Origin of the sequence: Neisseria zalophi (assembly GCF_008807015.1) — a bacterium.
Taxonomy (GTDB): Bacteria; Pseudomonadota; Gammaproteobacteria; order Burkholderiales; family Neisseriaceae; genus Neisseria; species Neisseria zalophi.
The window spans coordinates 1,196,406-1,219,566 of record NZ_CP031700.1 but is presented as its reverse complement, the minus strand read 5'-3'; the positions used below and the strand labels follow the sequence as shown (position 1 = coordinate 1,219,566).

The 23,161-nt window shown below is 43.3% G+C and carries 21 protein-coding genes; 8 read left to right on the top strand and 13 right to left on the bottom strand.

The window, feature by feature from the left end:
• Positions 1-272 precede the first annotated feature (272 nt).
• Positions 273-1,268 (bottom strand): cytochrome d ubiquinol oxidase subunit II, encoded by a 996-nt coding sequence (locus D0T92_RS05610; protein WP_151051009.1) that lies wholly within the window; start codon positions 1,266-1,268, stop codon positions 273-275.
• Complete coding sequence (locus tag D0T92_RS05605) at positions 1,269-2,630, bottom strand: cytochrome ubiquinol oxidase subunit I (RefSeq protein ID WP_151051007.1); 1,362 nt, start codon at positions 2,628-2,630, stop codon at positions 1,269-1,271. It abuts the gene before it with no gap.
• 316 nt (positions 2,631-2,946) lie between these two features.
• Here D0T92_RS05605 and D0T92_RS05600 point away from each other — a divergent pair, with 316 nt between their 5' ends.
• On the top strand, positions 2,947-3,927 hold the full coding sequence (locus tag D0T92_RS05600) for a tRNA dihydrouridine synthase (RefSeq protein WP_151051005.1): 981 nt from the start codon (positions 2,947-2,949) through the stop codon (positions 3,925-3,927).
• A gap of 90 nt (positions 3,928-4,017) precedes the next feature.
• Here D0T92_RS05600 and leuD read toward each other — a convergent pair whose 3' ends face one another.
• From leuD to rfbD, 5 genes are all read right to left on the bottom strand, one after another.
• The gene (gene leuD / locus D0T92_RS05595; RefSeq protein ID WP_151051003.1) at positions 4,018-4,659 is read right to left on the bottom strand and encodes a 3-isopropylmalate dehydratase small subunit; all 642 of its coding nucleotides are present in this window, start codon (positions 4,657-4,659) and stop codon (positions 4,018-4,020) included.
• Positions 4,660-4,830: 171 nt separating this feature from the next.
• Complete coding sequence (locus D0T92_RS05590) at positions 4,831-4,968, bottom strand: entericidin A/B family lipoprotein (protein ID WP_151051001.1); 138 nt, start codon at positions 4,966-4,968, stop codon at positions 4,831-4,833.
• A 61-nt stretch (positions 4,969-5,029) separates the two neighbouring features.
• Positions 5,030-5,167, bottom strand: coding sequence for an entericidin A/B family lipoprotein (locus tag D0T92_RS05585; RefSeq protein WP_151050999.1), 138 nt, complete (start codon positions 5,165-5,167; stop codon positions 5,030-5,032).
• A gap of 130 nt (positions 5,168-5,297) precedes the next feature.
• Entirely contained in the window at positions 5,298-6,704 is a 1,407-nt protein-coding gene (leuC, locus tag D0T92_RS05580; RefSeq protein ID WP_151050997.1) for a 3-isopropylmalate dehydratase large subunit, read from the bottom strand.
• Between the two features lie 436 nt (positions 6,705-7,140).
• A complete protein-coding gene (gene rfbD / locus D0T92_RS05575; protein ID WP_151050995.1) occupies positions 7,141-8,010 on the bottom strand; it encodes a dTDP-4-dehydrorhamnose reductase in 870 nt (289 codons plus the stop codon).
• 326 nt (positions 8,011-8,336) lie between these two features.
• Here rfbD and D0T92_RS05570 point away from each other — a divergent pair, with 326 nt between their 5' ends.
• From D0T92_RS05570 to D0T92_RS05555, 4 genes are all read left to right on the top strand, one after another.
• Entirely contained in the window at positions 8,337-8,927 is a 591-nt protein-coding gene (locus D0T92_RS05570; RefSeq protein ID WP_151050993.1) for a LemA family protein, read from the top strand.
• 82 nt (positions 8,928-9,009) lie between these two features.
• Positions 9,010-9,333 carry a YnfA family protein gene (locus tag D0T92_RS05565; RefSeq protein WP_151050991.1) on the top strand — a complete coding sequence of 108 codons (324 nt, stop codon included), beginning with the start codon at positions 9,010-9,012 and terminating at the stop codon, positions 9,331-9,333.
• Between the two features lie 100 nt (positions 9,334-9,433).
• Positions 9,434-10,312: a TPM domain-containing protein gene (locus tag D0T92_RS05560; RefSeq protein WP_191963678.1), complete on the top strand. Its 879-nt coding sequence runs from the start codon at positions 9,434-9,436 to the stop codon at positions 10,310-10,312.
• Entirely contained in the window at positions 10,200-10,829 is a 630-nt protein-coding gene (locus D0T92_RS05555; protein ID WP_225315165.1) for a TPM domain-containing protein, read from the top strand. The genes D0T92_RS05560 and D0T92_RS05555 overlap by 113 nt, the downstream gene beginning before the upstream one ends.
• A 200-nt stretch (positions 10,830-11,029) precedes the next feature.
• Here D0T92_RS05555 and ppsA read toward each other — a convergent pair whose 3' ends face one another.
• Positions 11,030-13,417 (bottom strand): phosphoenolpyruvate synthase, encoded by a 2,388-nt coding sequence (gene ppsA, locus D0T92_RS05550; RefSeq protein WP_151050987.1) that lies wholly within the window; start codon positions 13,415-13,417, stop codon positions 11,030-11,032.
• Positions 13,418-14,001: 584 nt separating this feature from the next.
• Here ppsA and ppsR point away from each other — a divergent pair.
• The 3 genes from ppsR (at position 14,002) to D0T92_RS05535 (ending at position 18,333) form a co-directional block, all read left to right on the top strand.
• Complete coding sequence (gene ppsR, locus D0T92_RS05545; RefSeq protein WP_151050985.1) at positions 14,002-14,820, top strand: posphoenolpyruvate synthetase regulatory kinase/phosphorylase PpsR; 819 nt, start codon at positions 14,002-14,004, stop codon at positions 14,818-14,820.
• A 144-nt stretch (positions 14,821-14,964) separates the two neighbouring features.
• Complete coding sequence (locus D0T92_RS05540) at positions 14,965-15,762, top strand: basic amino acid ABC transporter substrate-binding protein (protein WP_151050983.1); 798 nt, start codon at positions 14,965-14,967, stop codon at positions 15,760-15,762.
• A 294-nt stretch (positions 15,763-16,056) separates the two neighbouring features.
• Positions 16,057-18,333, top strand: coding sequence for an NADP-dependent malic enzyme (locus tag D0T92_RS05535; RefSeq protein ID WP_151050980.1), 2,277 nt, complete (start codon positions 16,057-16,059; stop codon positions 18,331-18,333).
• Positions 18,334-18,456: 123 nt separating this feature from the next.
• Here D0T92_RS05535 and azu read toward each other — a convergent pair whose 3' ends face one another.
• The 5 genes from azu to D0T92_RS05510 all read right to left on the bottom strand — a co-directional run bounded on the left by azu (position 18,457) and on the right by D0T92_RS05510 (position 23,078).
• The gene (gene azu, locus D0T92_RS05530; RefSeq protein WP_151050978.1) at positions 18,457-19,008 is read right to left on the bottom strand and encodes an azurin; all 552 of its coding nucleotides are present in this window, start codon (positions 19,006-19,008) and stop codon (positions 18,457-18,459) included.
• 150 nt (positions 19,009-19,158) lie between these two features.
• Complete coding sequence (der, locus tag D0T92_RS05525) at positions 19,159-20,616, bottom strand: ribosome biogenesis GTPase Der (protein ID WP_151050976.1); 1,458 nt, start codon at positions 20,614-20,616, stop codon at positions 19,159-19,161.
• A 103-nt stretch (positions 20,617-20,719) separates the two neighbouring features.
• A complete protein-coding gene (locus tag D0T92_RS05520; RefSeq protein ID WP_151050973.1) occupies positions 20,720-21,346 on the bottom strand; it encodes a YfgM family protein in 627 nt (208 codons plus the stop codon).
• The gene (gene hisS, locus D0T92_RS05515) at positions 21,347-22,642 is read right to left on the bottom strand and encodes a histidine--tRNA ligase (protein WP_151050972.1); all 1,296 of its coding nucleotides are present in this window, start codon (positions 22,640-22,642) and stop codon (positions 21,347-21,349) included.
• 34 nt (positions 22,643-22,676) lie between these two features.
• Positions 22,677-23,078: a hypothetical protein gene (locus tag D0T92_RS05510; protein ID WP_151050970.1), complete on the bottom strand. Its 402-nt coding sequence runs from the start codon at positions 23,076-23,078 to the stop codon at positions 22,677-22,679.
• Positions 23,079-23,161 lie beyond the last annotated feature (83 nt).

Sequence of the window (23,161 nt, the reverse complement as noted above, 5' to 3'; positions counted from 1 at the left end):
TAAGAAATAATTAATACTGTTAATATACAATAGACTGAAAATAAAATCTAAGTAATTTTAAACTGTCTTTATTAAATATTTAATAACCTATAAATTTAGTCAGTATAATAAATTGATCAAATAATGATAAAAAACAGGCAGCCCTAAATATCTGCTTAAAACCTACCTTTACTATACTAAAAAGCCGGATTCTTAACCATCAGAATCCGACTTTTTATGCTACTCAAAACCATCTGAAACAATCATTCAACCAGCCTATCGCCAATCAAACATCAACCGTAAGTTAGATGACTTGCTTTACCTCTAAATGCCCAATAGGCAAAAATACTGTATCCGATAATAAACGGCACGGTAATACACACGCCGATAAGCGTTACCACCAAAGTCGGTGTGCTGGCTGCCGCTTCCCAAACTGTCAATTTACCAATTACAGCATAAGGGAAAACACTAATACCAAGACCAATCGCACACAAAACCAAAGCAGTAATCACCAACACAAACGGCTGCCAAAAACGACGGTCTAAAATCTCTTCATTATGCAACAATAATTTTGCACGCAATAAACAGAAAACACTGAACAAAGGAATCGGTGCCAACCAAAGCAGATTAGGCCAAGTGAACCAACGTTGAAAAATATTGTTGCTGATATAAGGTGTTGCCAAAGAAATCAACAATAAACAGCCGACAACCGGCCACCAAGCCTGATTAGCCCAATGGCGTGCTTTTTTCTGTAAAGAACCTTCGGTTTTGGCAATCAACCAACAGGCTGCCAGCAACACATAAACAGCCGGAACGGTTGCCATAATACCGAGCGCAAACAAATAATCGGTAATGCTTGTGCCGAATGCAGTCACATAGCGCCCCAACATCCAGCCCTGAGTCAGTGCCATTGCTGCCGAACCCAGCATAAAGCCGATATTCCACAAGGGCTTATGGTTATCATCAGCCTTAACACGAAAATCAAATGCCGCACCGCGTACAATCAGTGCAAACAACATAAAAGTTGCAGGCAGATACAGATTCCCCAATACAATCGTATTGGCTTTGGGGAAGGCAATAAACAACACCCCTGCCCCCAATACCAACCAAGTTTCATTGGCATCCCAAAACGGCCCGATAGAACCGACCATCACATTTTGCTCATCAGCAGCAGCACGCGGCATCAACATACCCACGCCCAAATCAAATCCATCCAGCACAACATAAACCGTCATCACAAAACCGAGTAGGCCGAGGAAGACCAAAGGCAGCCAGTAATTCCAATCCATTTATTGTTCCTCCGCATTCAAGTCTGCCGTATTCAGACGGCCTGTATGGATTTCATGTTCGGGATGTTCCGCCATATATTTCAATACCATTAAATAAGAAAGCAACATCACCGCATAAAGAACCAAATACATCACCAATGTTAGCCCGACATCACCGGAAGGTACCACTTTAGTAACCGCTTCCGCCGTCGGCAAAATACCGTATACCAAAAATGGTTGGCGGCCGATTTCGGTTACATACCAACCGGCTAAAGTCGCCACCCAACCGGAAAAAGTCATACCTGCAAAAGTATAGAGCAACCAGCGCGGTAAGCGTTGCGGCTGCCAACGGCTTTTACGCAACCGATACCAACCGAACCAACTTACCAACAACATCAATACACCTATGCCGACCATAATACGAAATGCAAAAAATACCGGCGCAACAGGCGGTTTATGCTCAAATTCGCTCAAGCCTTGAATTTCACCGTCTAAGCTATGGGTCAAAATCAGCGAACCCAAATAAGGCACTTCCACACCGTAATCCGTAGTTTGTGTTTTCTCGTTCGGCCAACCGAATAAAGTCAGCGGTACATTTTTTTCAGTATGCCAAACCGCTTCGATGGCTGCCAACTTAGCCGGCTGGTATTCTTTCGTATTTAGGCCGTGTGCATCGCCGACAAAAATTTGCAAAACAATCGCAATCACCGCAACTGTTAATCCACTTTTCATCACATTTGATGTAGCCGAATGGGCGGTATTTTTCAGAATTTGCCAAGCAGAAAGGCCGGCAAGCAAAAACGAAACCGTTAAAGCCGACGCCAGCAGCATATGGACAAAACGATACGGGAAAGAAGGGTTAAAGATGATTTGCAACCAATTGGCTACATGAATAACGCCTTCAGAATCGACCCAATGCCCCTGCGGTGTCTGCATCCACGAATCCAAAGCCAAAATCCAAAACGCCGAAATCGACGTGCCAATCGCCACAATCACAGAAGCAGCCATATGCACACGCTGGCTGACACGTTCCCGTCCGAACAGCATAATGCCGAGAAACCCGGCTTCTAAAAAAAATGCCGTAAGCACTTCATAGCCCAGAAGCGGCCCTGCTACATTACCGGCTCTTTCCATAAAGCCCGGCCAGTTGGTACCAAATTGAAAACTCATGGTTACACCCGACACCACGCCCATGGCAAAAGTTACCGCAAAAATTTTGGTCCAAAAACGATAAGCCGCCAACCAACCCTCATGATTTGTTTTTCCGGTTTTATAACGGAAATACACGACAAACCATGATAAAGCAATGCTGATAACGGGAAACAGAATATGAAAGCTAATATTAACCGCAAACTGAATACGGCTCAGCATTAAAGCATCCATTTAATCATGCCCTCTTTATTGTATTAGTTCAAAATTAAAATTGTATTAGTTATTAAACATCTGAAAAAATAAGCTGTCAATACGCTTTTTACAAAAAAATAAGGACTTTATGCACCTTATAAAAATTTTAAAATATTCAAAAATTTTTATTCAAACTTATTTAAGAAATTGAATAAAATGATAATAAATAAATCACTTAGGTTTTGTTATCTGACTATTTTTTTATCTGAAAAGTGCGGGTATCTAAAAAATAAATCGGCATCAGTCTGCAATAACGATAAAATACGCTTCTTTTCAGACGGCCTCTTTCTATAATATGCAACTCATTTTAGCGCCGATGCAGGGCTTGGTAGACGATGTGATGCGTGATTTGCTCACCCGAATCGGCGGATTCGATGAATGCGTCAGCGAATTTGTACGCATCACCCATACCGTACATTCCCGCCAAACATGGCTGAAGTATGTACCCGAAATCGCCAACGGCAACCGAACCTTTGCCGGCATTCCCTGTACCGTTCAGCTTTTAGGCAGCGATGCCGACAATATGGCGGTGAATGCCCTCGAAGCCATCCGTTTCGGTGCCGATAAGATCGATCTCAATTTCGGCTGCCCCGCCCCCACAGTCAACAAACACAAAGGTGGCGCCGTTCTTTTGAAAGAGCCCGAACTGATTTACCATATTGTCCGAACTCTCCGCCAAAATCTGCCGGCCGAAATCCCACTGACCGGCAAAATGCGCTTGGGCTATGAAGACAAAACCCTTGCCTTAGAATGTGCCGCCGCCATTGCGGATGGTGGCGCATGTGCGCTCACCGTTCATGCCCGTACCAAAGTAGAAGGCTATGAACCACCTGCGCATTGGGAATGGCTACGCCGTATCCGTGAAGCAGTTACGATTCCGGTTACCGCCAACGGCGATGTTTTTACCTTGCAGGATTATATCGATATTAAAAATGTCAGCGGTTGTGAGAGTGTGATGCTGGGACGTGGTGCCGTGATGCGGCCGGACTTAGCCAGACAGATTAAACAGTTCGAACAAAACCAAGCGGTTAGCGAAGCAAATTTTGCCGAAATTGCCGGCTGGATTAATTTGTTTTTTGATCTCTGCCTGGCCAAAGAAGCCAATAATAAATACCCCGTTGCCCGTTTGAAACAATGGTTGGGTATGATGAAAAAAGTATATCCGCAGGCTGGCGAATTATTCGAATCTGTTCGTACTTTAAAAGAAGCAGATGATGTTCGACCGGTATTGCAGGCTTTTGAGCGTCAGCAACAAGAGTTGGTATGTTTGGCATAAATACAACTTCGTACATTATAAAAGAGGCCGTCTGAAAAAAATTTTCAGACGGCCTCTTAATATCTTCAGCTTAGTTATCCTATTTCACTTTTATGAATGAAACAACCAAGGCTGGCTCTGTTTACGTTTGTTTTCAAACGCTTTAATTTCATCTTTATGCTGCAAGGTTAAACCGATTTCGTCTAAACCGTTGAGCAGGCAGTGCTTGCGGTGCTCGGTAATATCGAAGTGAAAAGAACGACCGCTCGGCGTGGTAACGGTTTGCTTTTCCAAGTCGATAGACAAACGATAGCCTTCGGTGGCCTCTACTTCTTGAAACAACAAATCCACTTCTTCTTCTGCCAACACAATCGGCAGCAACCCGTTTTTATAACAATTATTAAAAAAGATATCGGCAAAGCTCGGCGCAATCACCGCACGGAAACCGTAGTCGTCTAATGCCCAAGGCGCATGTTCGCGCGAAGAACCGCAACCGAAATTTTTACGGGTCAATAAAACCTGTGCGCCCTGATATCGTGGGAAATTCAATGGAAATTCGGGATTTAGCGGGCGCTTGCTGTTATCCATGCCCGGTTCGCCATGATCCAAATAACGCCATTCGTCAAAGCAATTCGGGCCGAAGCCGCTGCGTTTAATGGATTTTAAAAACTGTTTCGGAATAATGGCATCAGTATCGACATTGGCGCGGTCAAGCGGTGCCACCAATGCGGTAATGGTTGTAAATGCTTTCATGTTCTGTACTTTCGATTTTTAAAATTTTCGGATAAATACTTGGTTTACCCTTTGATAATGAGCGCTACAAAATATATAAACATATTCTTAAGCCACACTAGGCCGTCTGAAAAAATCCGGCAATTTATTTATAAATGCCCCGACAAGCGGGGCATTTTTTCAGACGCTTAATTAATATGATTTCACGTCTTCGGCAGTATTAGACACGGCGCCGCCGGCTGCTTTCACATCTTTGCCCATACCAGAAATAGTATTGCAGGCAGATAACATAGTCATTGCAGTTAAAGCGATTAATACAAATTTTTTCATCGGTTTAATTCCTTATATTAAATGAACAGTCATAAAAATTGAAATCGGATGCAACAGTAAATTAATACGGTTTTGCCGATTCAGCGCCACTACTAACCGCACTACCTGCTGCTTTTACATCTTTACCCACACCTGAAACTGTATTGCAGGCAGCCAGTAAAGTCACCGCAGTCAGTGCAATTAATGCCATTTTTTTCATTTAAAATACTCCTTGTTATTCGAAAGTACAGTTTTATATTACTGCACTTCTCCATCATGCCAAAATTTCTCAAAAAAAACAATTTAACAAAACGAACCACTTAAATATTTTTCAGACGGCACACATATTTTTACAAACTACGGACATCGGTAAAATGGCCTGCAACCGCTGCCGCTGCCGCCATCGCAGGGCTTACCAGATGGGTACGCCCGCCATTGCCCTGCCTGCCTTCGAAGTTACGGTTTGATGTAGAAGCGCAACGCTCTTTAGGTGTCAAGCGGTCGGCATTCATCGCCAAACACATTGAACAGCCCGGTTCGCGCCACTCAAAACCCGCTTCAGTAAAGATTTTGTCCAAGCCTTCCTTTTCGGCTTGTTCTTTCACCAAACCGGAACCGGGCACCACCAACACACGTTTGACATTTTCTGCTTTCAGACGGCCTTTAGCGACTGCTGCGGCTTCTCTTAAATCCTCAATGCGGCTGTTGGTGCACGAACCGATAAATACGACATCCACAGGGATTTTATTCAACGGGGTACCGGCATCCAGCCCCATATACTCCAAGGCACGTTCCATACCTTTGCGTTTTACCGGGTCTTGCTCTTCAGCCGGATTCGGCACTTTACCGCTTACGTCAAGTACCATTTCGGGAGAAGTGCCCCAAGTGATTTGTGGTTCGATATTTTCCGCCTCGAATTCAATAACTTTATCAAACTGAGCGCCTTCATCAGACACCAGCGTGCGCCAATAGGCAACGGCTTTATCCCAATCTTCGCCCTTCGGCGCCAGTGGTTTGCCATATACATAATCAATGGTGGTTTGGTCAACCGCCACCAATCCACTGCGGGCTCCGGCTTCAATCGCCATATTACACAAAGTCATCCGGCCTTCCATACTCAGCGAGCGGATAGCCTCGCCACCAAACTCAATCGCATAACCCGTACCGCCGGCAGTGCCGATCTGACCGATAATATACAAAGCCACATCTTTAGCGGTTACGCCCGGTTTCAGTTTGCCATTAACTTTTATCAGCATGGATTTAGACTTTTTGGCGGTAATACACTGGGTTGCCATAGTATGTTCAACCTCGGAAGTACCGATACCATGCGCCAGCGCACCAAATGCGCCGTGCGTGGAAGTATGCGAGTCACCGCAAACCACCGTCATCCCCGGCAGTGTTGCGCCCTGCTCCGGCCCCATCACATGCACAATACCCTGCCCTTTATCTTGGAAAGGGAAATAAGCCAAGGCGCCGAATTCTTTGATATTGCTGTCTAAGGTATCTACCTGTAATTTAGAGATAGGGTCTTGGATACCCTGATCCCAATGATCGGTGGGGGTGTTATGATCGGCGGTCGATACCACGCTGTCGATACGCCATAGTTTGCGTCCGGCCATTTTCAAGCCTTCAAAAGCTTGCGGGCTGGTCACTTCGTGAACCAGATGGCGGTCGATATAAAGCAAAACGGTACCGTCTTCTTCTTCGCGGACAATATGGCTGTTCCAAAGTTTGTCGTATAGGGTTTGTGCACTCATGGTTTTATTCTTTTATGAAATCAGATTGTTTATCAGGTAGTTTGGCAACCCTTACCATCTATTTTATGGCTGGGGCAGACTGTAATATAGGCTTTTCAGACGGCCTACGCAACCCTTTTTGTCCAATTTTTTTATATTTTTTAGAAAATCAGTTTAAATTCTAAAAAAAATTATACAAATTGTCTATTTTTAAATTTGCAAATATTTTGTTGTGTTATAAATAGATGGTGGCAATTTCACTATATTAAAGGCTGATGAAAACACTAACAATCAAAGCTAACAGCCTCCGTTTTCATTTAGTAAGATAGAAACAGATTTATTGATTTATTATCTTTTTATCAAGCAACTATATAAAATACTAGGCCGTCTGAAATATTTCAGACGGCCTTCAAATACAATAATCAAAATGTTTAAATGATCAATTGGCTATAGTAACTTACTGTGTATTCAATTTTTGAATGACTTCCTTCAAACTCTTTTGCCAATCTGATTTATCAACACTGCAATCCATTAAAATCTTGCTGCAATCCAATACACTGTATGACGGACGCGGCGCCCCAGCGGGCAATTCACTGCTATTCATAGCTTTAACCTCTATTTCATTCAAAGCCGGTTGGTAAGCAGTTGCCTCTTGAATAATCTCTTTGGCAAACTCATACCAACTTACCGGTTTCTCACCGCAATAATGGTATAAACCGCGTGTGAAAGTAGGTTGTTCTAATAATGCAATAATCGTTTGTGCCAAATCACCGGCATAAGTCGGGCAGCCATATTGATCTTCAACAACCGATAACTCTTTTTTAGTGGCCGCAGCGGCTAAGATTTTTTTCACAAAATTATTGCCATACTCACTAAACACCCACGATGTACGAATAATCAGGCAGTCAGGATTGGCTGCTAGCGCTAGCAATTCACCTGCCAATTTCGACTTACCATAAACACTACTCGGATTCACCGGTGAAATTTCGGTATAAGGAGCCTTACCCTTACCATCAAATACATAATCAGTAGAAATATGTACAAAACGGGCTTTCACCGCACTTGCCGCAACCCCTAAATTATATACGGCGGTACTGTTCACTGCGAATGCCGCATCTTGCTCTTTTTCCGCTTTATCCACATCGGTATAAGCAGCCGTATTCACAATCACATCGGGTTGGAAATTCTTTGCCATATTCATAACAGCTGCTGCATCGGTAATATTAAGTGTGGCTGAATCGGCGGCGATAAGCTCCCAATCTTCAGGCAGACGGTCTTTAAAACAGCGGCCAAGCTGACCTTTGGAGCCGGTAAGCAAAATTCTCATTTTCAATCATTCCTTACAAGTTCTTTTATGAATTGGCACAACAACTTCAGGCTAACCAATATCAGCCTTTATTTTAGCAGTTATCATACCATGATAAAACAAAGCTGAAACGCCTTGAATTTTGCCTTATCGCAAATAAAATGTTGGCGAGTTTCATGGTTTTGAAAAAATAAAATGTAATAAATTGTAATAATTAAAATAAATGAAACAAAATATAGCTCTGTTTATCATGAATTCGCTAAACCATATATGATTTTGGTTATACTATAATCTTTTCAGACGGCCTTTGCCGAACCCTTAACCGATTTTTAAACGGAGTAATCTATATGTTGAAAAAATGGCTGGCCTTTTTGGCCGTATTCACTTCTCTTTTTGCTTTAAGCGGCTGCGGCTATAACACCATGCAGACGCAAGACGAAGCAGCCAATGCGGCCTGGTCGGAAGTGCTCAACCAATATCAACGCCGTGCCGATCTAATTCCCAATCTGGTGAATACGGTGAAAGGCTACGCATCCCACGAAGAGCAAGTGCTTACCGAAGTCACTGAAGCACGCAGTAAAGTAGGCAGCATCCAAATGACAACCGAAGATGCGACCAACGAAGAAAAAATGAAGCAATATGCACAAGCGCAAGGCGAATTAAGCAGCGCCCTTTCCCGTTTGCTGGTAGTTTCGGAAAACTATCCTCAATTAAAAGCCGACCAAAATTTCCGCGATTTGCAGGCACAATTGGAAGGTACGGAAAACCGTGTTGCCTTGGCACGCAATAACTATATTAAAGCCGTGCAAACCTATAACACGACCTTACGCCAGTTTCCGCAAAATATTACCGCGAAAATTTTCGGCATGAATGCCCGCCCACAATTTACGGTAGAAAATGAAGGCGCCATTTCCAATGCACCTAAAGTAGAGTTTTAATCTGTTTCAGACGGCCTTAGCATCATGATAACCATATAGATGACAAGGCCGTCTGAAAAAATATTTTTTTAAACAAATATTTATGCTCAAAACCTTACTATTGTTTACCGCAACCGCTTTGGCCGAAATTACCGGCTGCTATCTGCCCTATCTCTGGCTTAGGCAAAACGGTTCGCCGTGGTTGCTACTGCCCGCCATATTAAGCCTGACGGTATTCGTTTGGCTGCTAACACTACACCCTACTGCCAGCGGGCGGGTTTATGCGGCATACGGCGGTGTCTATATCGGTACCGCGCTATTGTGGCTATGGGCTGTTGAAGGCATCAAACCGCAACTCACCGATTGGATAGGCATCGGTTTATGTTTGAGCGGCATGGCTGTTATTATGATTGGTGCACGGCATTAAATCCTGCTGCCAACAACCACAAAATATCCGCACCCACTACTTTATTATTTAAAAGGCCGTCTGAATACTGATTCGCCTTGAAATAGAAATAAGGAAACCCATGCAATCTGCTCTACAACGTTTAGGCATCTTTTTTGCCATGATGCTGGCGTGTTTCAATCTGTTTGCCGCCGATTTGGCCCCCGTACCGGCACTTACCGCTCCGGTGATGGATACGGCCAATATGATGACGCCCCAAGCACGGCAGGAGTTGAATACACATCTCTTGCAATACAGCCGTGAAAAAGGCAGCCAAATTATGATATTGACGGTTCCGACTATTGAACCGGAGACCACGTTCGATTATGCAACCCGTGTTATGCAAACATGGCAGCCAGGCCGAAAAGACATCAGCGACGGCGTATTGCTACTGCTTGTGCGTGACGAACGCAAAACCCATCTGGCCGTCGGCCGAGGTTTGGAAGGTGCGATTCCCGATGTGTATGCGAAAAGAATTCTCGAAGATGTATTACGCCCTTATTTGCGTGAAGGCAAAACAGACGAAGGCATTACCGCCGTTGTCGTGCAACTGGAAAAACTGATTGCCGGCGAAGAATTGCCCGAATTCAATACATCAGACACTCATAAAAGCAGCGGTGGCAATAACTCGATATTATTACTGTTTGCCATATTATTTTTCGGTAATTTTTTTAAAGCCATCTTCGGCCGTATACTAGGCAGTATCGCTTCCGGCGGCGTTCTGTTCTTACTTTCCCTCCTCTTGGGTTTCGGTCTTATCACAGCACTAATTTCCGCTTTTATTGCCGTTATCCTCTCCCTCATTATCGGCAGTAATACATTTATTTCCGGTGGTGGCGGTGGCTCAGGTGGTTGGCGCGGCGGAGGCGGATTTGGTGGCGGCGGCGGATTCGGCGGCGGCGGTGGTTTTAGTGGCGGCGGCGGTAGTTTTGGCGGCGGCGGTGCATCGGGAGGATGGTAAGAATATGGAACAAAATAAATTCAAACGTTTATGGCAACACTGGCTACACCCTAAACTCCGAGTGGAGCGTTATTTCCCGACAAGCGATCTGCAACGTATCAGCCGTGATATCAGCCTGTCCGAACAAAATCATCAAGGGCAGATACGTTTTGTCATCGAATCGCGCTATCCGAGCAATGCCGTTATTCAAGGCTTGGAACCGCGCACCCGTGCCTGGCAGTGGTTTGGTGAGTTAGGCGTATGGGATACCGAAATGAACAGCGGCGTACTTATCTATATTTCTTTTGCCGACCGAGTGGTTGAGATTGTCGCCGACCGTGGCATTGCAGCTAAAGTCAGCCCTGAAAACTGGCAACACACCTGCCAAGTAATGCGCGAATCGTTTAAGCAAGGTGCATTTGTTTCCGGCTTGGAAAGCGGTTTAAAGGAAGTCAATCAAATCTTAACCACTTATCTGCCGAATACCGGCAATGGCCAGTCGGAAAACGAACTATCGGATGAAGTGATATTGAGCTGAGTGCCTCTCAGCTATTGTGCGGTTATCGCCATCAAAATAAGCACGGATAATTTGCCGTGCTTATTTTGATTAAACCAATGATTGTTCCTTTAAATAAACCATACCGTATTCAGTCGATATATATTTAAGGCCGTCTGAAATAATAAAACGCCACATATACAATGTGGCGTTTCTTATTTCAAACTTTCAGACGGCTAAATTTATTGGTTCAATTCTTTTGCCAAATACAGCCAAGTTTCAATCACGGTATCCGGATTCAACGATACGGTTTCAATACCCTCTTCTACCAACCATTTAGCAAAATCAGGGTGGTCAGACGGGCCTTGTCCGCAGATACCGACATATTTATTGTGTTTGCGGCAAGCAGAAATAGCCAGATGCAACATCACTTTAACCGCAGGATTCCGCTCGTCGAAAGTACCGGCAATCGGGCCGCCGCTGTCGCGGTCGACACCCAAAGTCAATTGGGTCATATCGTTCGAACCGATAGAGAATCCGTCGAAGTATTGCAAGAATTGCTCGGCCAGCAACGCATTACTCGGTAATTCGCACATCATAATCAAACGCAAACCGTTTTTACCGCGTTCCAAACCGTTTTCTTTCAATGCTTTAACCACTGCTTCGGCTTCAGAAAGCGTACGAACAAACGGAATCATGATTTCCACATTGGTCAAACCCATTTCATCGCGAACGCGTTTCAAAGCCTGACACTCCAGTGCAAAGCAGTCTTTGAAGTCTTCAGAAACATAACGTGCCGCACCACGGAAGCCCAACATCGGGTTTTCTTCATGCGGTTCGTATACATTACCGCCGATTAGGTTGGCATATTCGTTTGATTTGAAGTCGGACATGCGCACAATCACTTTACGCGGATAAACCGATGCGGCCAGTGTTGCCACGCCTTCGGCAATTTTATCGACGTAGAATGAAACCGGAGAAGCATAACCGGCGATACGATCGGAAATTTCCGCTTTCAAATCCGCATCCAATTGATCGAATTCAAGCAAAGCTTTCGGGTGAATACCGATTTGACGGTTAATAATGAATTCCATACGAGCCAAACCGATACCTTCGTTCGGCAGACTAGAGAAGCTGAACGCCAACTCAGGATTACCCACGTTCATCATAATTTTAACCGGCGATTTAGGCATGTTATCCAAAGCCACATCGGTCACTTCGACATCCAGCAAGCCTTCATAAATCAAACCGGTATCACCTTCCGCGCAAGATACGGTAACTTCTTGACCTTCTGAAAGTACGGAAGTGGCATCACCACAACCGACAACAGCCGGAATACCCAATTCACGGGCAATAATTGCGGCATGGCAAGTACGGCCGCCACGGTTGGTCACAATGGCTGCGGCACGTTTCATAACCGGTTCCCAATCCGGGTCGGTCATATCGGTTACCAATACGTCACCCGCTTGAACGGTATCCATTTGAGAAGCATCTGTCACCAAACGCACTTTACCTTGACCGACTTTCTGACCGATAGCACGGCCTTCGCACAATACTTTTTTATCGCCGCGAATAGTGTAACGGCGCAGGCTGCGGGTTTTATCTTCTTGAGACTTCACCGTTTCCGGGCGGGCTTGAAGAATATAAAGTTTTCCATCCAAGCCGTCACGACCCCATTCAATATCCATCGGACAGCCGTAGTGTTCTTCAATAGTCAGGGCATAACGTGCCAATTCGGTAATTTCTTCATCAGAAATAGAGAATACCTTGCGATCTTCCTCCGGCACATCCACCACTTTTACAGATTTACCGGCCTGAGCCTGATCGGTAAACAACATTTTAATGAGTTTGGAACCCATCGTTTTACGCAAAATAGCGGGTTTACCTGCTTTCAAAGTCGGTTTGTGTACATAAAACTCATCAGGGTTTACCGCGCCTTGTACTACGGTTTCACCCAAACCATAAGAAGCAGTAACGAATACCACATCTTCAAAACCAGATTCGGTATCGATTGAGAACATTACGCCGGAAGCACCGCTGTCAGAACGCACCATGCGTTGAACACCGGCAGATAAAGCGACGATATCGTGCGCAAAGCCTTTATGCACACGATAAGAAATAGCACGGTCATTATAAAGAGAAGCAAAAACATGTTTCATTGCTTCTTTTACATTGTCCAAGCCATTGATATTCAGGAAAGTTTCTTGCTGACCGGCAAAAGAGGCATCAGGCAAATCTTCTGCGGTAGCGGATGAGCGCACGGCTACGGGAATCTGATCGGTTCCGGCATCGGCAACCATTTTATCCCATGCCGTTTTAATATCTGCATCCAGTTGCTCGGGGAACGGAGTGTCTAAAATCCATTGACGGATTTCTTTACCGACGCGAGCCAGTTCGGTCACATCTTCCACATCCAGAGCAGCCAGTGCTGCGGAAATACGTTCGTTCAAGCCGTTATGCGCCAAAAAAGCACGATAGGCATCAGCAGTTGTTGCAAAACCACCCGGTACTCGCACGCCTTTTTCGGTAAGCTGACTAATCATCTCACCTAAAGAAGCATTTTTACCGCCTACGCTGTCGACATCAGTCATGCGTAAGTTTTCAAACCAAATCACGTAATTTGCAGCCATGTTCTCAATCCATTAAACAAGTTAAAAAAAGAATAAATCTCGGCGGCTATTCTAACCATTCAATTCGGCAGTGTCATGTATTTTTATTGCCAGTAAATGTATGAAGCCGTCTGAAAATTGCGGTATAGGCAATATGTAGTCCGATGAAGCAATATAACAAGATTTTCTATATTTTTTATTAGCCATTGTTAAATATAGAGTTTGTAATGCAGCAAACTTTTTCAACCAATATACAATACTCAATTAATTGAAATTAAATATCACTTAATCTCTTAACTTTAAAATAAAATTGCATATTGAATAATATAATATTTATTGTAATACTATGTAGCAGAACATATTTTGTTATTGTTCAAGCTTTCTAGCTAGTAAAATTATAAATTTAACCGTAGACAGCCAATTTAAAAAATGGTTGCAAATATTACTTAAATTCAAATGTATTACTTAATACATAAAAAATATCTCAACCTATAGCAAAGATGACTCGGCTAAAACAGTCTTGTATTATATCGGGGATTTTTTTAAAGTCTGTCTATTAGCAATCATATAATCTATCTAACATATAATCTACCTAAGGAATCACTATGGCACGCCGTTCCGCTTTTTTTATCTCCGACCGCACTGGTATTACCTCCGAAAGCATGGGTGAAGCTTTGCTCGATCAATTCGAAGGGGTTCATTTCAAACGTGCCACCTACCCTTTTGTCGACACACCGGAAAAAGCCCGCGCAATGGTACAGATTATTAATGCGGCAGCCGCAGATAGTGGACTACGCCCTTTGGTTTTCACCAGTATCATCAATGATGAAATCCGCGATATTATTAAAAACTGCCAAGGGCTGCATTTGAGCTTTTTTGATGCGTTTCTCGGCAAAATCGAACGGGAACTCGGCCTGACTGCACGACATGCTGTAGGCCGTACCCACGGCATCGGCGACACTGAACGTTATGATGCACGAATGGAAGCGGTTAATTTCACGCTCAATCACGATGACGGCATCAGCGGTAAAGACCTTAAAGATGCCGATGTGATTCTGATGGGTGTATCCCGTTCAGGTAAAACACCGACCTGCCTTTATCTCGCCTTGCAATACGGTATCCGAGCTGCAAACTATCCACTCACTCCGGAAGATTTGGAAAGCACAGATTTGCCGCGTATGGTTAAAGCGTATAAACATAAATTATTCGGCCTAACCATTATGCCCGAACGTTTGCAGGCAATTCGTCAGGAACGTCGTCCAAATTCAAATTATTCACAATTAGCCACTTGTCGTCGCGAAGTTTCCGATGCCCAGACAATGTTTCGCGCACATGGTATACCGTTTACCAACACTACCGACAAATCAGTAGAGGAATTGGCCGTTAATATTATGCAGGCATGCCATTTAAAACGGCGATTCTAAATTTCAATATATGGATAAACAGGCCGTCTGAAACAGGCTCACCCCATATTTTTCAGACGGCCTCCTTGACCGAACGGATAAAACAAGTGTATTTTTGTTAATTCATACTTAAATGTTTTTAAAACTTAATCAGGAACGTATTCAATGAATATCAAAAAATGGATGTCAGCAGCAGTAGCCTGCTCCGTATTAGCATTGAGCGCTTGCGGCGGTCAAAATACAGACAACAAAGAAGCTGCTTCTAATGGGGCTGCCTCAGAAAAAGTTTACCGCGTTGCCACCAATGCCGAATTTGCCCCTTTTGAATCTATGGATGCCGATAATAAAATCAACGGTTTCGATATTGATTTATTAAATGCCATGGCTAAAGCCGGTAATTTTAAAGTGGAATACAAGCATCAACCATGGGACAGTATTTTCCCCGCCCTAACCAACGGTGATGCTGACATCTTGCTTTCTGCAGTTACCATTACTGACGAACGCAAACAAACAATGGATTTTTCCGATCCGTATTTTGAAATTTCACAAGTTATCCTCGTGCAAAAAGGTAAAAGCATCAAATCGGTGGAAGATCTAAAACAAGCTGAAAAAGTGGGGGTAGTAACCGGACAAACCGGCGACTTTGCCGCCTCTAAAATTCTGGGTAATGACAGCCCTAAAATTGCACGCTTCAAAAGCCTTCCGCTTGTTATCAAAGAACTTGAAAATGGCGGCTTGGATGCCGTAGTATCTGACAGTGCCGTTGTCGGAAATTATATTAAAAATAATAACGATAAAGGCTTTACCATGGTTGCTGTTCCTGATTTTGAAGTAGAGCATTACGGCATGGCTGTTAGAAAAGATGATACAGAGACTTTAAATATGCTCAACGAAGCCTTGAAAAAAGTACGTGAAAACGGTGAATACGACCAGATTTCCGACCAATATTTTGCTAAGCAATAAAACTACTCTCTATGTCAAAAGCCCGATATTTTTATCGGGCTTTTCTCTTTTAATCATTTCAAAATCAATCTATTAAAATATATTAAATCTATGTTTAACACTGCCTGCCACATTAATATAAATGATATATGAGGTTGATTTATCATAATTGCACCACCCCATCAGCTATATCTGTATGCACCACTTATTACACGTGATAACATATGGCTTCCGATTTCTTAGAACAGGCCGTCTGAAACACGGTTTTATCATATACTTTCAGACGGCCTAAACGTCAACAGTCAGGATGACACTATGGATGAGTTAATCAAAGAAGCTGCTCTTAATTTTCACGAATACCCGACTCCGGGTAAAATTCAAGTTGCTCCCACCAAACCTCTTGCAACACAATACGATTTATCATTGGCTTATTCGCCCGGCGTAGCTGCACCATGTATGGAAATCTACAACGACCCACTTGCGGCATACAAATACACTGCTCGTGGTAACTTGGTTGCTGTTATTTCAAACGGTACTGCCGTATTAGGCTTAGGCAACATTGGACCATTGGCCAGTAAGCCCGTCATGGAAGGTAAAGGGGTTTTATTCAAAAAATTTGCCGGCATTGATGTATTCGATATTGAAATTAATGAAACCGATCCAGACAAACTCGTTGATATCATCGCCTCCCTCGAACCTAGCTTCGGCGGTATCAACCTCGAAGACATTAAAGCACCGGAGTGCTTTTATATTGAGAAAAAACTACGCGAACGCTGCAATATTCCCGTCTTCCATGACGACCAACACGGCACAGCTATTATTACCGCGGCCGCCACTCTGAATGCCTTACGCATTACTGGTAAAAATATCGAAGACGTCACATTAGTATGTTCCGGTGCTGGTGCAGCTGCTATCTCCTGCCTTGATTTGCTGGTTGCATTGGGCATGAAACGCGAAAATATGACTGTTTGCGACTCAAAAGGCGTTATTTATGCTACAAGGGAAGACCGCGAACGTATGGACGAATCTAAAGTACGTTATGCCATTCAAGATAATGGACAACGTACTCTAGGTGATGCAGTTAACGGTAAAGATATTTTCTTAGGCTTGTCTGGTCCCAATGTTTTGAGCACAGAAATGCTCAAAACCATGAATAAATCACCTATCGTTTTTGCTTTGGCCAATCCTGCTCCCGAAATCTGGCCGCCTGAAGCAAAAGAAGCTCGTTCTGATGTGATTATCGGAACAGGCCGATCAGACTTCCCCAATCAAATCAATAATGTATTATGTTTCCCATTTATCTTCCGTGGTGCTTTAGACGTAGGTGCCACCACCATTAATGAAGAAATGAAACTGGCCTGCGTTCGCGCTATTGCCGATTTAGCCATGGCAGAATCAAGTGCCGAAGTAGCGGGAGCCTATGGAGATGCTGAACTAACTTTCGGCCCCGAATACTTGATTCCGAAACCTTTCGATCCTCGTCTGATTGCTCAAATTGCAGCTGCCGTTGCTCAGGCCGCTATGGATTCAGGTGTAGCAACACGCCCAATTACAGATATGGCCGCTTATATAGAAAAACTGAATCAGTTTGTTTATAAAACCAGCCTATTTATGCGCCCTGTTTTCAATCAAGCACGCAAACAAATCAAACGTATCGTATTAACTGAAGGTGAGGACGAGCGTATATTGCATGCCGCACAACAAGTAGTCAGCCAAAAACTGGCTTTTCCCATTTTAGTAGGCCAACGTAAAATTATTGAAGAGCGACTACAAGCACAAGGTCTGACGATCCAGCAAGGTAAAGATTTTGAATTAATCGATATCGACAACAACCCGCATTTCGAGGCCAGTTGGAAAGAATATTATCAATTACGCAAACGCAAAGGCGTTACCGAAGAAATGGCACGCCGACGTCTTCGCGCCAATAGCACACTGATTGGTGCATTGATGGTTCGACTTGGCCACGCAGACGGTATGCTTTGCGGCACCATGGGACGGTTCTATGACCACTTCAATATTTTTGAAGAAGTTATCGGTTATAACAATCCCGAAAATCATGCTTTTGCTATGAATGCTTTAATTTCCAACAAAGGTAACTTCTTTATCGCTGATACCTATATTAATGAGGATCCTGATGCCCAACAATTGGCTACTGGTACTTTAATGTGCGCTAAAGAAATTAAGCGCTTCGGTATCAAACCCAAAGCAGCCTTAATCTCCAACTCAACCTATGGTTCTCGCACTGACAAAGATGCTTTAAAAATGCAAAAAGCATTAGAAATGATTCGTGAGCTAGATCCGACACTGGAAATTGATGGTGAAATGCAGGCCGATGTGGCTATGGATGAAGCGATGCGTAAAAGCATTTATCCGGAAACCACACTTACAGGATCGGCTAACTTATTGGTAATGCCTAATGTAGAAGCAGCGAATATCAGCTATAACCTACTACGTGTTAACGCAACCAATGGTATCACTGTAGGCCCTATTCTTATGGGCATGAACAAACCGGTGCATATTGTGACACCGATTTCTACAGTACGTCGTATCGTTAACATGATTGCTTTAACTGCGGTAGATGCCCAACGTTAATTAAGTAATCAGCGGCGACAGAAATAAAAAACGGATACATTTGAACAATGTATCCGTTTTTTAATAAGCGATTTAAAGTTATTACTAATCAATAATCATATTTTAAGCTTAATTCTTTGGATATTAATCTACCAAGTTAACCGTACCGCGCATTAAGCCGATATGACCAGGAAATGAGCAGAAAAATTCGTATTTATCGCCCTCTGCTAATTTACTGGTATCAACAGTAACTGTCGCCTCTTCACCGCCACCGATTAATTGAGTTGCAGCAATAATGCGCTCATCACCTACCTTTAAATAACCATTATCAACTTGTGCAGCAGCGCCATCTTTAACAATACCATCAACGTCTTCTGTTTTTGCAATCACAAGATTGTGCCCCATGGCTGCCTTAGGTATTTTACCGACATGTTTTAAAGTAATCGTGTACTCTTTACATGCTTTACTAATGTTGATTTCATTGGTATTAAACTTCATAGCATCATCAGCCTCAACAACCATATCGCACACTGCATCTTTAGTATCCGCAGATGCAGGCACTGCCTCCGCTTCTACTACATTAGCAGATGCTTCCACAGCAGTTTCCGCAGGTTGCTCTGAAGGCGCTGGGGATTCCTGAGAACAAGCCGCCAAGCTTAAAACAGCAGCAGAAAGTAAGGCTAAATAAGTTTTCATATATACTCCTGGATACAGGTTGTTCAAAATTTAACTAAATATTTTAGTCATAAAATATTTTACAACCACTATACACTATTAGGTATTTTTTAGATAAAAAATTTGTACTATGTCAATCTTTACTATTTTTAATCACTATTAAATTTATAGCTATTTATTGTGCATTTTTTTAACACTGACTTTGGCTTTCTTTTTAAAACGGCTCTTTTCTTCTTTTCTTCCTTCCCGCTTTTCAATGCGGTTACTTAATGCTACTCGACGTAACGGTTTTTTAGTCGGTTTATCGATTGATTTCTCATAAGGATTTTCCGAAACATTGTATTGGATGCGTAGCGGTGTACCTTGAAGATGAAATGCTTTACGGAATGTTTGTGTCAGATATCGGGTATAGCTGTCTGAAATCGCACCCAACGAATTGCCATGTATCACAATCACCGGCGGATTCATGCCACCTTGATGGGCATAACGCATTTTAGGCCTAACCAATCCGGAACGTGGTGGAGCCTGACGCTCTATCGCAGACTGCAAAACCCGGGTAATTTTCGGTGTAGGCATTTTAATCATTGCCGCATCATAAGCAGCCTGAATACTGTCAAATAGCCCATCAATGCCTTTTTCTTTTAATGCAGAAATATAATGGAACTTGGCAAAATCAAGAAAATATAACTTACGGGCAATATCACGTTTTACTTGCTCACGTCTTTCTTCGCTAATACCATCCCATTTATTCACAGCAATCACCAAAGCACGACCGGCTTCAAGCGCAAAACCTGCAATAGTGGCATCTTGATCGGCAATATCTTGCTGTGCATCTAATACTAAAACAGCCACATTAGATGCTTCAACTGCCTGCATGGCCTTAATCACCGAAAACTTTTCTACCGCTTCCTCCACTTTACCGCGACGGCGCACGCCTGCGGTATCGATAATCGTAAATGGCTTGCCATCACGCTCAAAATCAATGTGAATACTGTCTCGGGTGGTTCCTGCCATATCAAAGGCAATTACACGTTCTTCTCCAAGAATAGCATTAACCAGAGTGGATTTACCCACATTCGGTCGCCCAATAACGGAAAAAACCGGATGTTTGGGTTGTTCCGCCTCTTCTTCTGCATTAGGGAAGTTTTCTAAGATTTCTTCAATCAGATAATACACACCATCACCATGCGCACCTGAAATCACATGGGGTTCCCCCAAAGCCAATTCATAAAACTCCGCTGCTAATACGGCACGGTTACCACCCTCCCCTTTATTAACAGCCAAATAAACCGGCCGCGGACTTTGGCGAAGTCTGTCGGCAATAATTTTATCTTGTGGTGTCAGCCCGTTACGGCCATCTACCAAAAATACAACGGCATCTGCCTCATCAATAGCCTGCAGGGTATGCTTGGCCATCTCATGGAGAATACCACTATCAACAACAGGCTCAAAACCGCCTGTATCTACAACCAAATAAGGCTTGCTGCCGACCTTACCTTGTCCGTAATGACGGTCACGCGTTAGACCCGGTAAATCTGCAACTAAAGCATCTTTAGTACGTGTTAACCGGTTAAACAAAGTAGATTTACCGACATTAGGGCGGCCGACGAGGGCAATGGTGGGTTTCATAATATAACTCTATTCATATAATTACTGCATTGTACGCTTAAAATACAACGGGCTTGCAGAAGATTTTTCCGCAAGCCTGTATTTACACTTAATTCAGACGGCCTTATTGCAATTGGTCGGCTTTAAATTGTATGGTTTCTCGATTGAAAGCATCTTTTGGCAGCTGTGCCAAAGCCTGTTCATAAGCTTGCACAGCCTCTTTATTTTTACCTTGTGCGGCATAAACATCACCTTTAGTTTCTAGCAATAAAGGTTCAAATGCCTTATCGACTGTGGTTTCTAAAACCGCTAACGCTTCATCAAATTGATTTTGCTGCAATTTCACGACGGCCAAACGTTGTACTGCCAATGCCTGAACAGGAGGAGACTTTTGATTTTTCAACACCCAATTCAGATGGCCTGCCGCTATATCATATTTACCGTTATCAAATTCTTTAGTAGCAGCCATTAATGTCGCTTGAGCCGCCGCAATACTATCGGGATAGTTTTGCTGTAAATTTTGCAAATCGGCATTGGTATTGGCATTTTTTGATTGTTGTTCTTTCTCTACCATTTGAATCAGTACACCGGCAGCTTCCTGATTTTGCTTATTCTGTTGCGATTGATAGAAAACGTAGCCAAGATACCCTAACGCGGCCAATAGCAATATACCAAACAGCCAACGCCCCCATTTATTCCAAAAATATTTGAAGTTCTCAAGTTCTTCTTGTTCTTCAATATGTGCAGCCATTTAATTATTCTTCCATTGTTCTAAAGTATCACTTAATAAAGCGGCATCAACAGTTACCTGAGCATGCCGCCCCGACATATCTTTTAATGTAACCGTGCCGTCTGAAAGCTCGCTTTGCGCAACGATTAACGCAAAACGCGCCCCACTGGCATCGGCTTTTTTCATTTGTGTTTTCAAACTTTGATAGCCCGAATGTTGTAACACCCGCCATCCGTCTGAACGAAGTGCTTGCGCATACTTCATCACTTGCAAAACAGCACCCTCTCCCTGATGAACGGCATAAATATCAGGAGCCGTCTGAAAAGCCAATTTACCGTACTCACGCACCAACAACAGCAAGCGCTCTACGCCCATAGCAAAACCGATTGATGGCGCAGGTTTTCCGCCTAGCTCTTCAATGAGTCCGTCATACCGGCCACCGCCGCAAACTGTAGCCTGAGCACCGAGTTTATCTGTCGTCCACTCGAATACCGTTTGATTATAATAGTCCAGCCCACGAACCAAGCGCGGATTCTCAATATAATCAATATTCAAGCCATCCAACATGGCTTTGAACTGCTGATAATGCGCACGCGATGATTCACCCAAATAATCGGTTAAGTGCGGCGCGGCATTGCAAATTTCCTGCAAATCCGGGTTTTTACTGTCTAACACACGCAGTGGGTTGGTATAAAGGCGGCGTTTGCTGTCTTCATCTAATTTATCTTCATAACGGCTAAGATAAGCCACCAAAGCAGCACGGTGTGCCGCACGCTCTTCACGATTACCCAAGCTATTGATTTCGAGCGTCAAATAATCACGAATGCCCAATTCTTTCCACAAGTCTGCCGACATGGCAATAATTTCGGCATCAATATCCGGCCCTTCGAATCCCAATGCTTCGATACCGACTTGATGGAATTGGCGATAACGGCCTTTTTGCGGTCGTTCGCGGCGAAACATCGGCCCCATATACCACAATTTTTGTGGATTGTTGTAAAGCAGATTATGTTCGACAACCGCCCTCAAGCAAGATGCAGTCCCTTCAGGACGCAAACTTAAACTCAACTTATCGTTGGAATCGGCAAAGGTGTACATTTCTTTGCCGACCACATCGGTTTCTTCACCGATGGAACGCACGAATAATCCGGTTTGCTCAACAATCGGCGTACGAATTTGCTGATAGCCAAATCGACCCGCCCAACGGCTGACCGTATCTTCAAATGCCTGCCAAAAAGATGCAGTTAATTTGAAATCTTTTTGCTCTACCGGCAGCAAATCATTCATGCCCTTAACAGCTTGGATTTTTGTTCCCATATATATTGTGCTTTAATTTTTTCAGACGGCCTGTTTATACCAAACCACCGTTAATAAACTGTCTTAACATGCTGGTGGTTAATCCGGTAAATTGTTTGTATTTATCCGATTGGCTGATACTTTCTTTATTCAGATCAATCGATATTAAAATACCGTTTTTATTACCATACAGCATAATATTTTCAACTGCCCAATCAGATTTACGGCCGAAGTCTCCGACCGGTGAAATAAAAGCCTGAATCATTTCGCCCGAAGGCAGATTTTGCAAAATCACGCTTTTTTTAACATGCTCCAGCAAATCCGCACTGACAAATTGAAACGGGTTAGCTGCAATATCACTAACCCCCAAATAGGTATAAATAAAGACTTTATGTTCCACCTGCGCATTATTGATCAAATAAAGACGCAGTAGTAATTCACGTAAATCAGAAGCCATATTCTGCCTTTTCTTATATCTTTAAAATATTTTTTCTTATTATATAGACATTATGCCATCTGAAACACTTCAATAGATAAAAG

Bases quoted from the DNA above. Each gene is read 5' to 3' on its own strand.
- D0T92_RS05610 (WP_151051009.1), bottom strand. From the start codon at position 1,268: ATGGATTGGAATTACTGGCTGCCTTTGGTCTTCCTCGGCCTACTCGGT.
- D0T92_RS05605 (WP_151051007.1), bottom strand. From the start codon at position 2,630: ATGGATGCTTTAATGCTGAGCCGTATTCAGTTTGCGGTTAATATTAGC.
- D0T92_RS05600 (WP_151051005.1), top strand. From the start codon at position 2,947: ATGCAACTCATTTTAGCGCCGATGCAGGGCTTGGTAGACGATGTGATG.
- leuD (WP_151051003.1), bottom strand. From the start codon at position 4,659: ATGAAAGCATTTACAACCATTACCGCATTGGTGGCACCGCTTGACCGC.
- D0T92_RS05590 (WP_151051001.1), bottom strand. From the start codon at position 4,968: ATGAAAAAATTTGTATTAATCGCTTTAACTGCAATGACTATGTTATCT.
- D0T92_RS05585 (WP_151050999.1), bottom strand. From the start codon at position 5,167: ATGAAAAAAATGGCATTAATTGCACTGACTGCGGTGACTTTACTGGCT.
- leuC (WP_151050997.1), bottom strand. From the start codon at position 6,704: ATGAGTGCACAAACCCTATACGACAAACTTTGGAACAGCCATATTGTC.
- rfbD (WP_151050995.1), bottom strand. From the start codon at position 8,010: ATGAGAATTTTGCTTACCGGCTCCAAAGGTCAGCTTGGCCGCTGTTTT.
- D0T92_RS05570 (WP_151050993.1), top strand. From the start codon at position 8,337: ATGTTGAAAAAATGGCTGGCCTTTTTGGCCGTATTCACTTCTCTTTTT.
- D0T92_RS05565 (WP_151050991.1), top strand. From the start codon at position 9,010: ATGCTCAAAACCTTACTATTGTTTACCGCAACCGCTTTGGCCGAAATT.
- D0T92_RS05560 (WP_191963678.1), top strand. From the start codon at position 9,434: ATGCAATCTGCTCTACAACGTTTAGGCATCTTTTTTGCCATGATGCTG.
- ppsA (WP_151050987.1), bottom strand. From the start codon at position 13,417: ATGGCTGCAAATTACGTGATTTGGTTTGAAAACTTACGCATGACTGAT.
- ppsR (WP_151050985.1), top strand. From the start codon at position 14,002: ATGGCACGCCGTTCCGCTTTTTTTATCTCCGACCGCACTGGTATTACC.
- D0T92_RS05540 (WP_151050983.1), top strand. From the start codon at position 14,965: ATGAATATCAAAAAATGGATGTCAGCAGCAGTAGCCTGCTCCGTATTA.
- D0T92_RS05535 (WP_151050980.1), top strand. From the start codon at position 16,057: ATGGATGAGTTAATCAAAGAAGCTGCTCTTAATTTTCACGAATACCCG.
- azu (WP_151050978.1), bottom strand. From the start codon at position 19,008: ATGAAAACTTATTTAGCCTTACTTTCTGCTGCTGTTTTAAGCTTGGCG.
- der (WP_151050976.1), bottom strand. From the start codon at position 20,616: ATGAAACCCACCATTGCCCTCGTCGGCCGCCCTAATGTCGGTAAATCT.
- D0T92_RS05520 (WP_151050973.1), bottom strand. From the start codon at position 21,346: ATGGCTGCACATATTGAAGAACAAGAAGAACTTGAGAACTTCAAATAT.
- hisS (WP_151050972.1), bottom strand. From the start codon at position 22,642: ATGGGAACAAAAATCCAAGCTGTTAAGGGCATGAATGATTTGCTGCCG.
- D0T92_RS05510 (WP_151050970.1), bottom strand. From the start codon at position 23,078: ATGGCTTCTGATTTACGTGAATTACTACTGCGTCTTTATTTGATCAAT.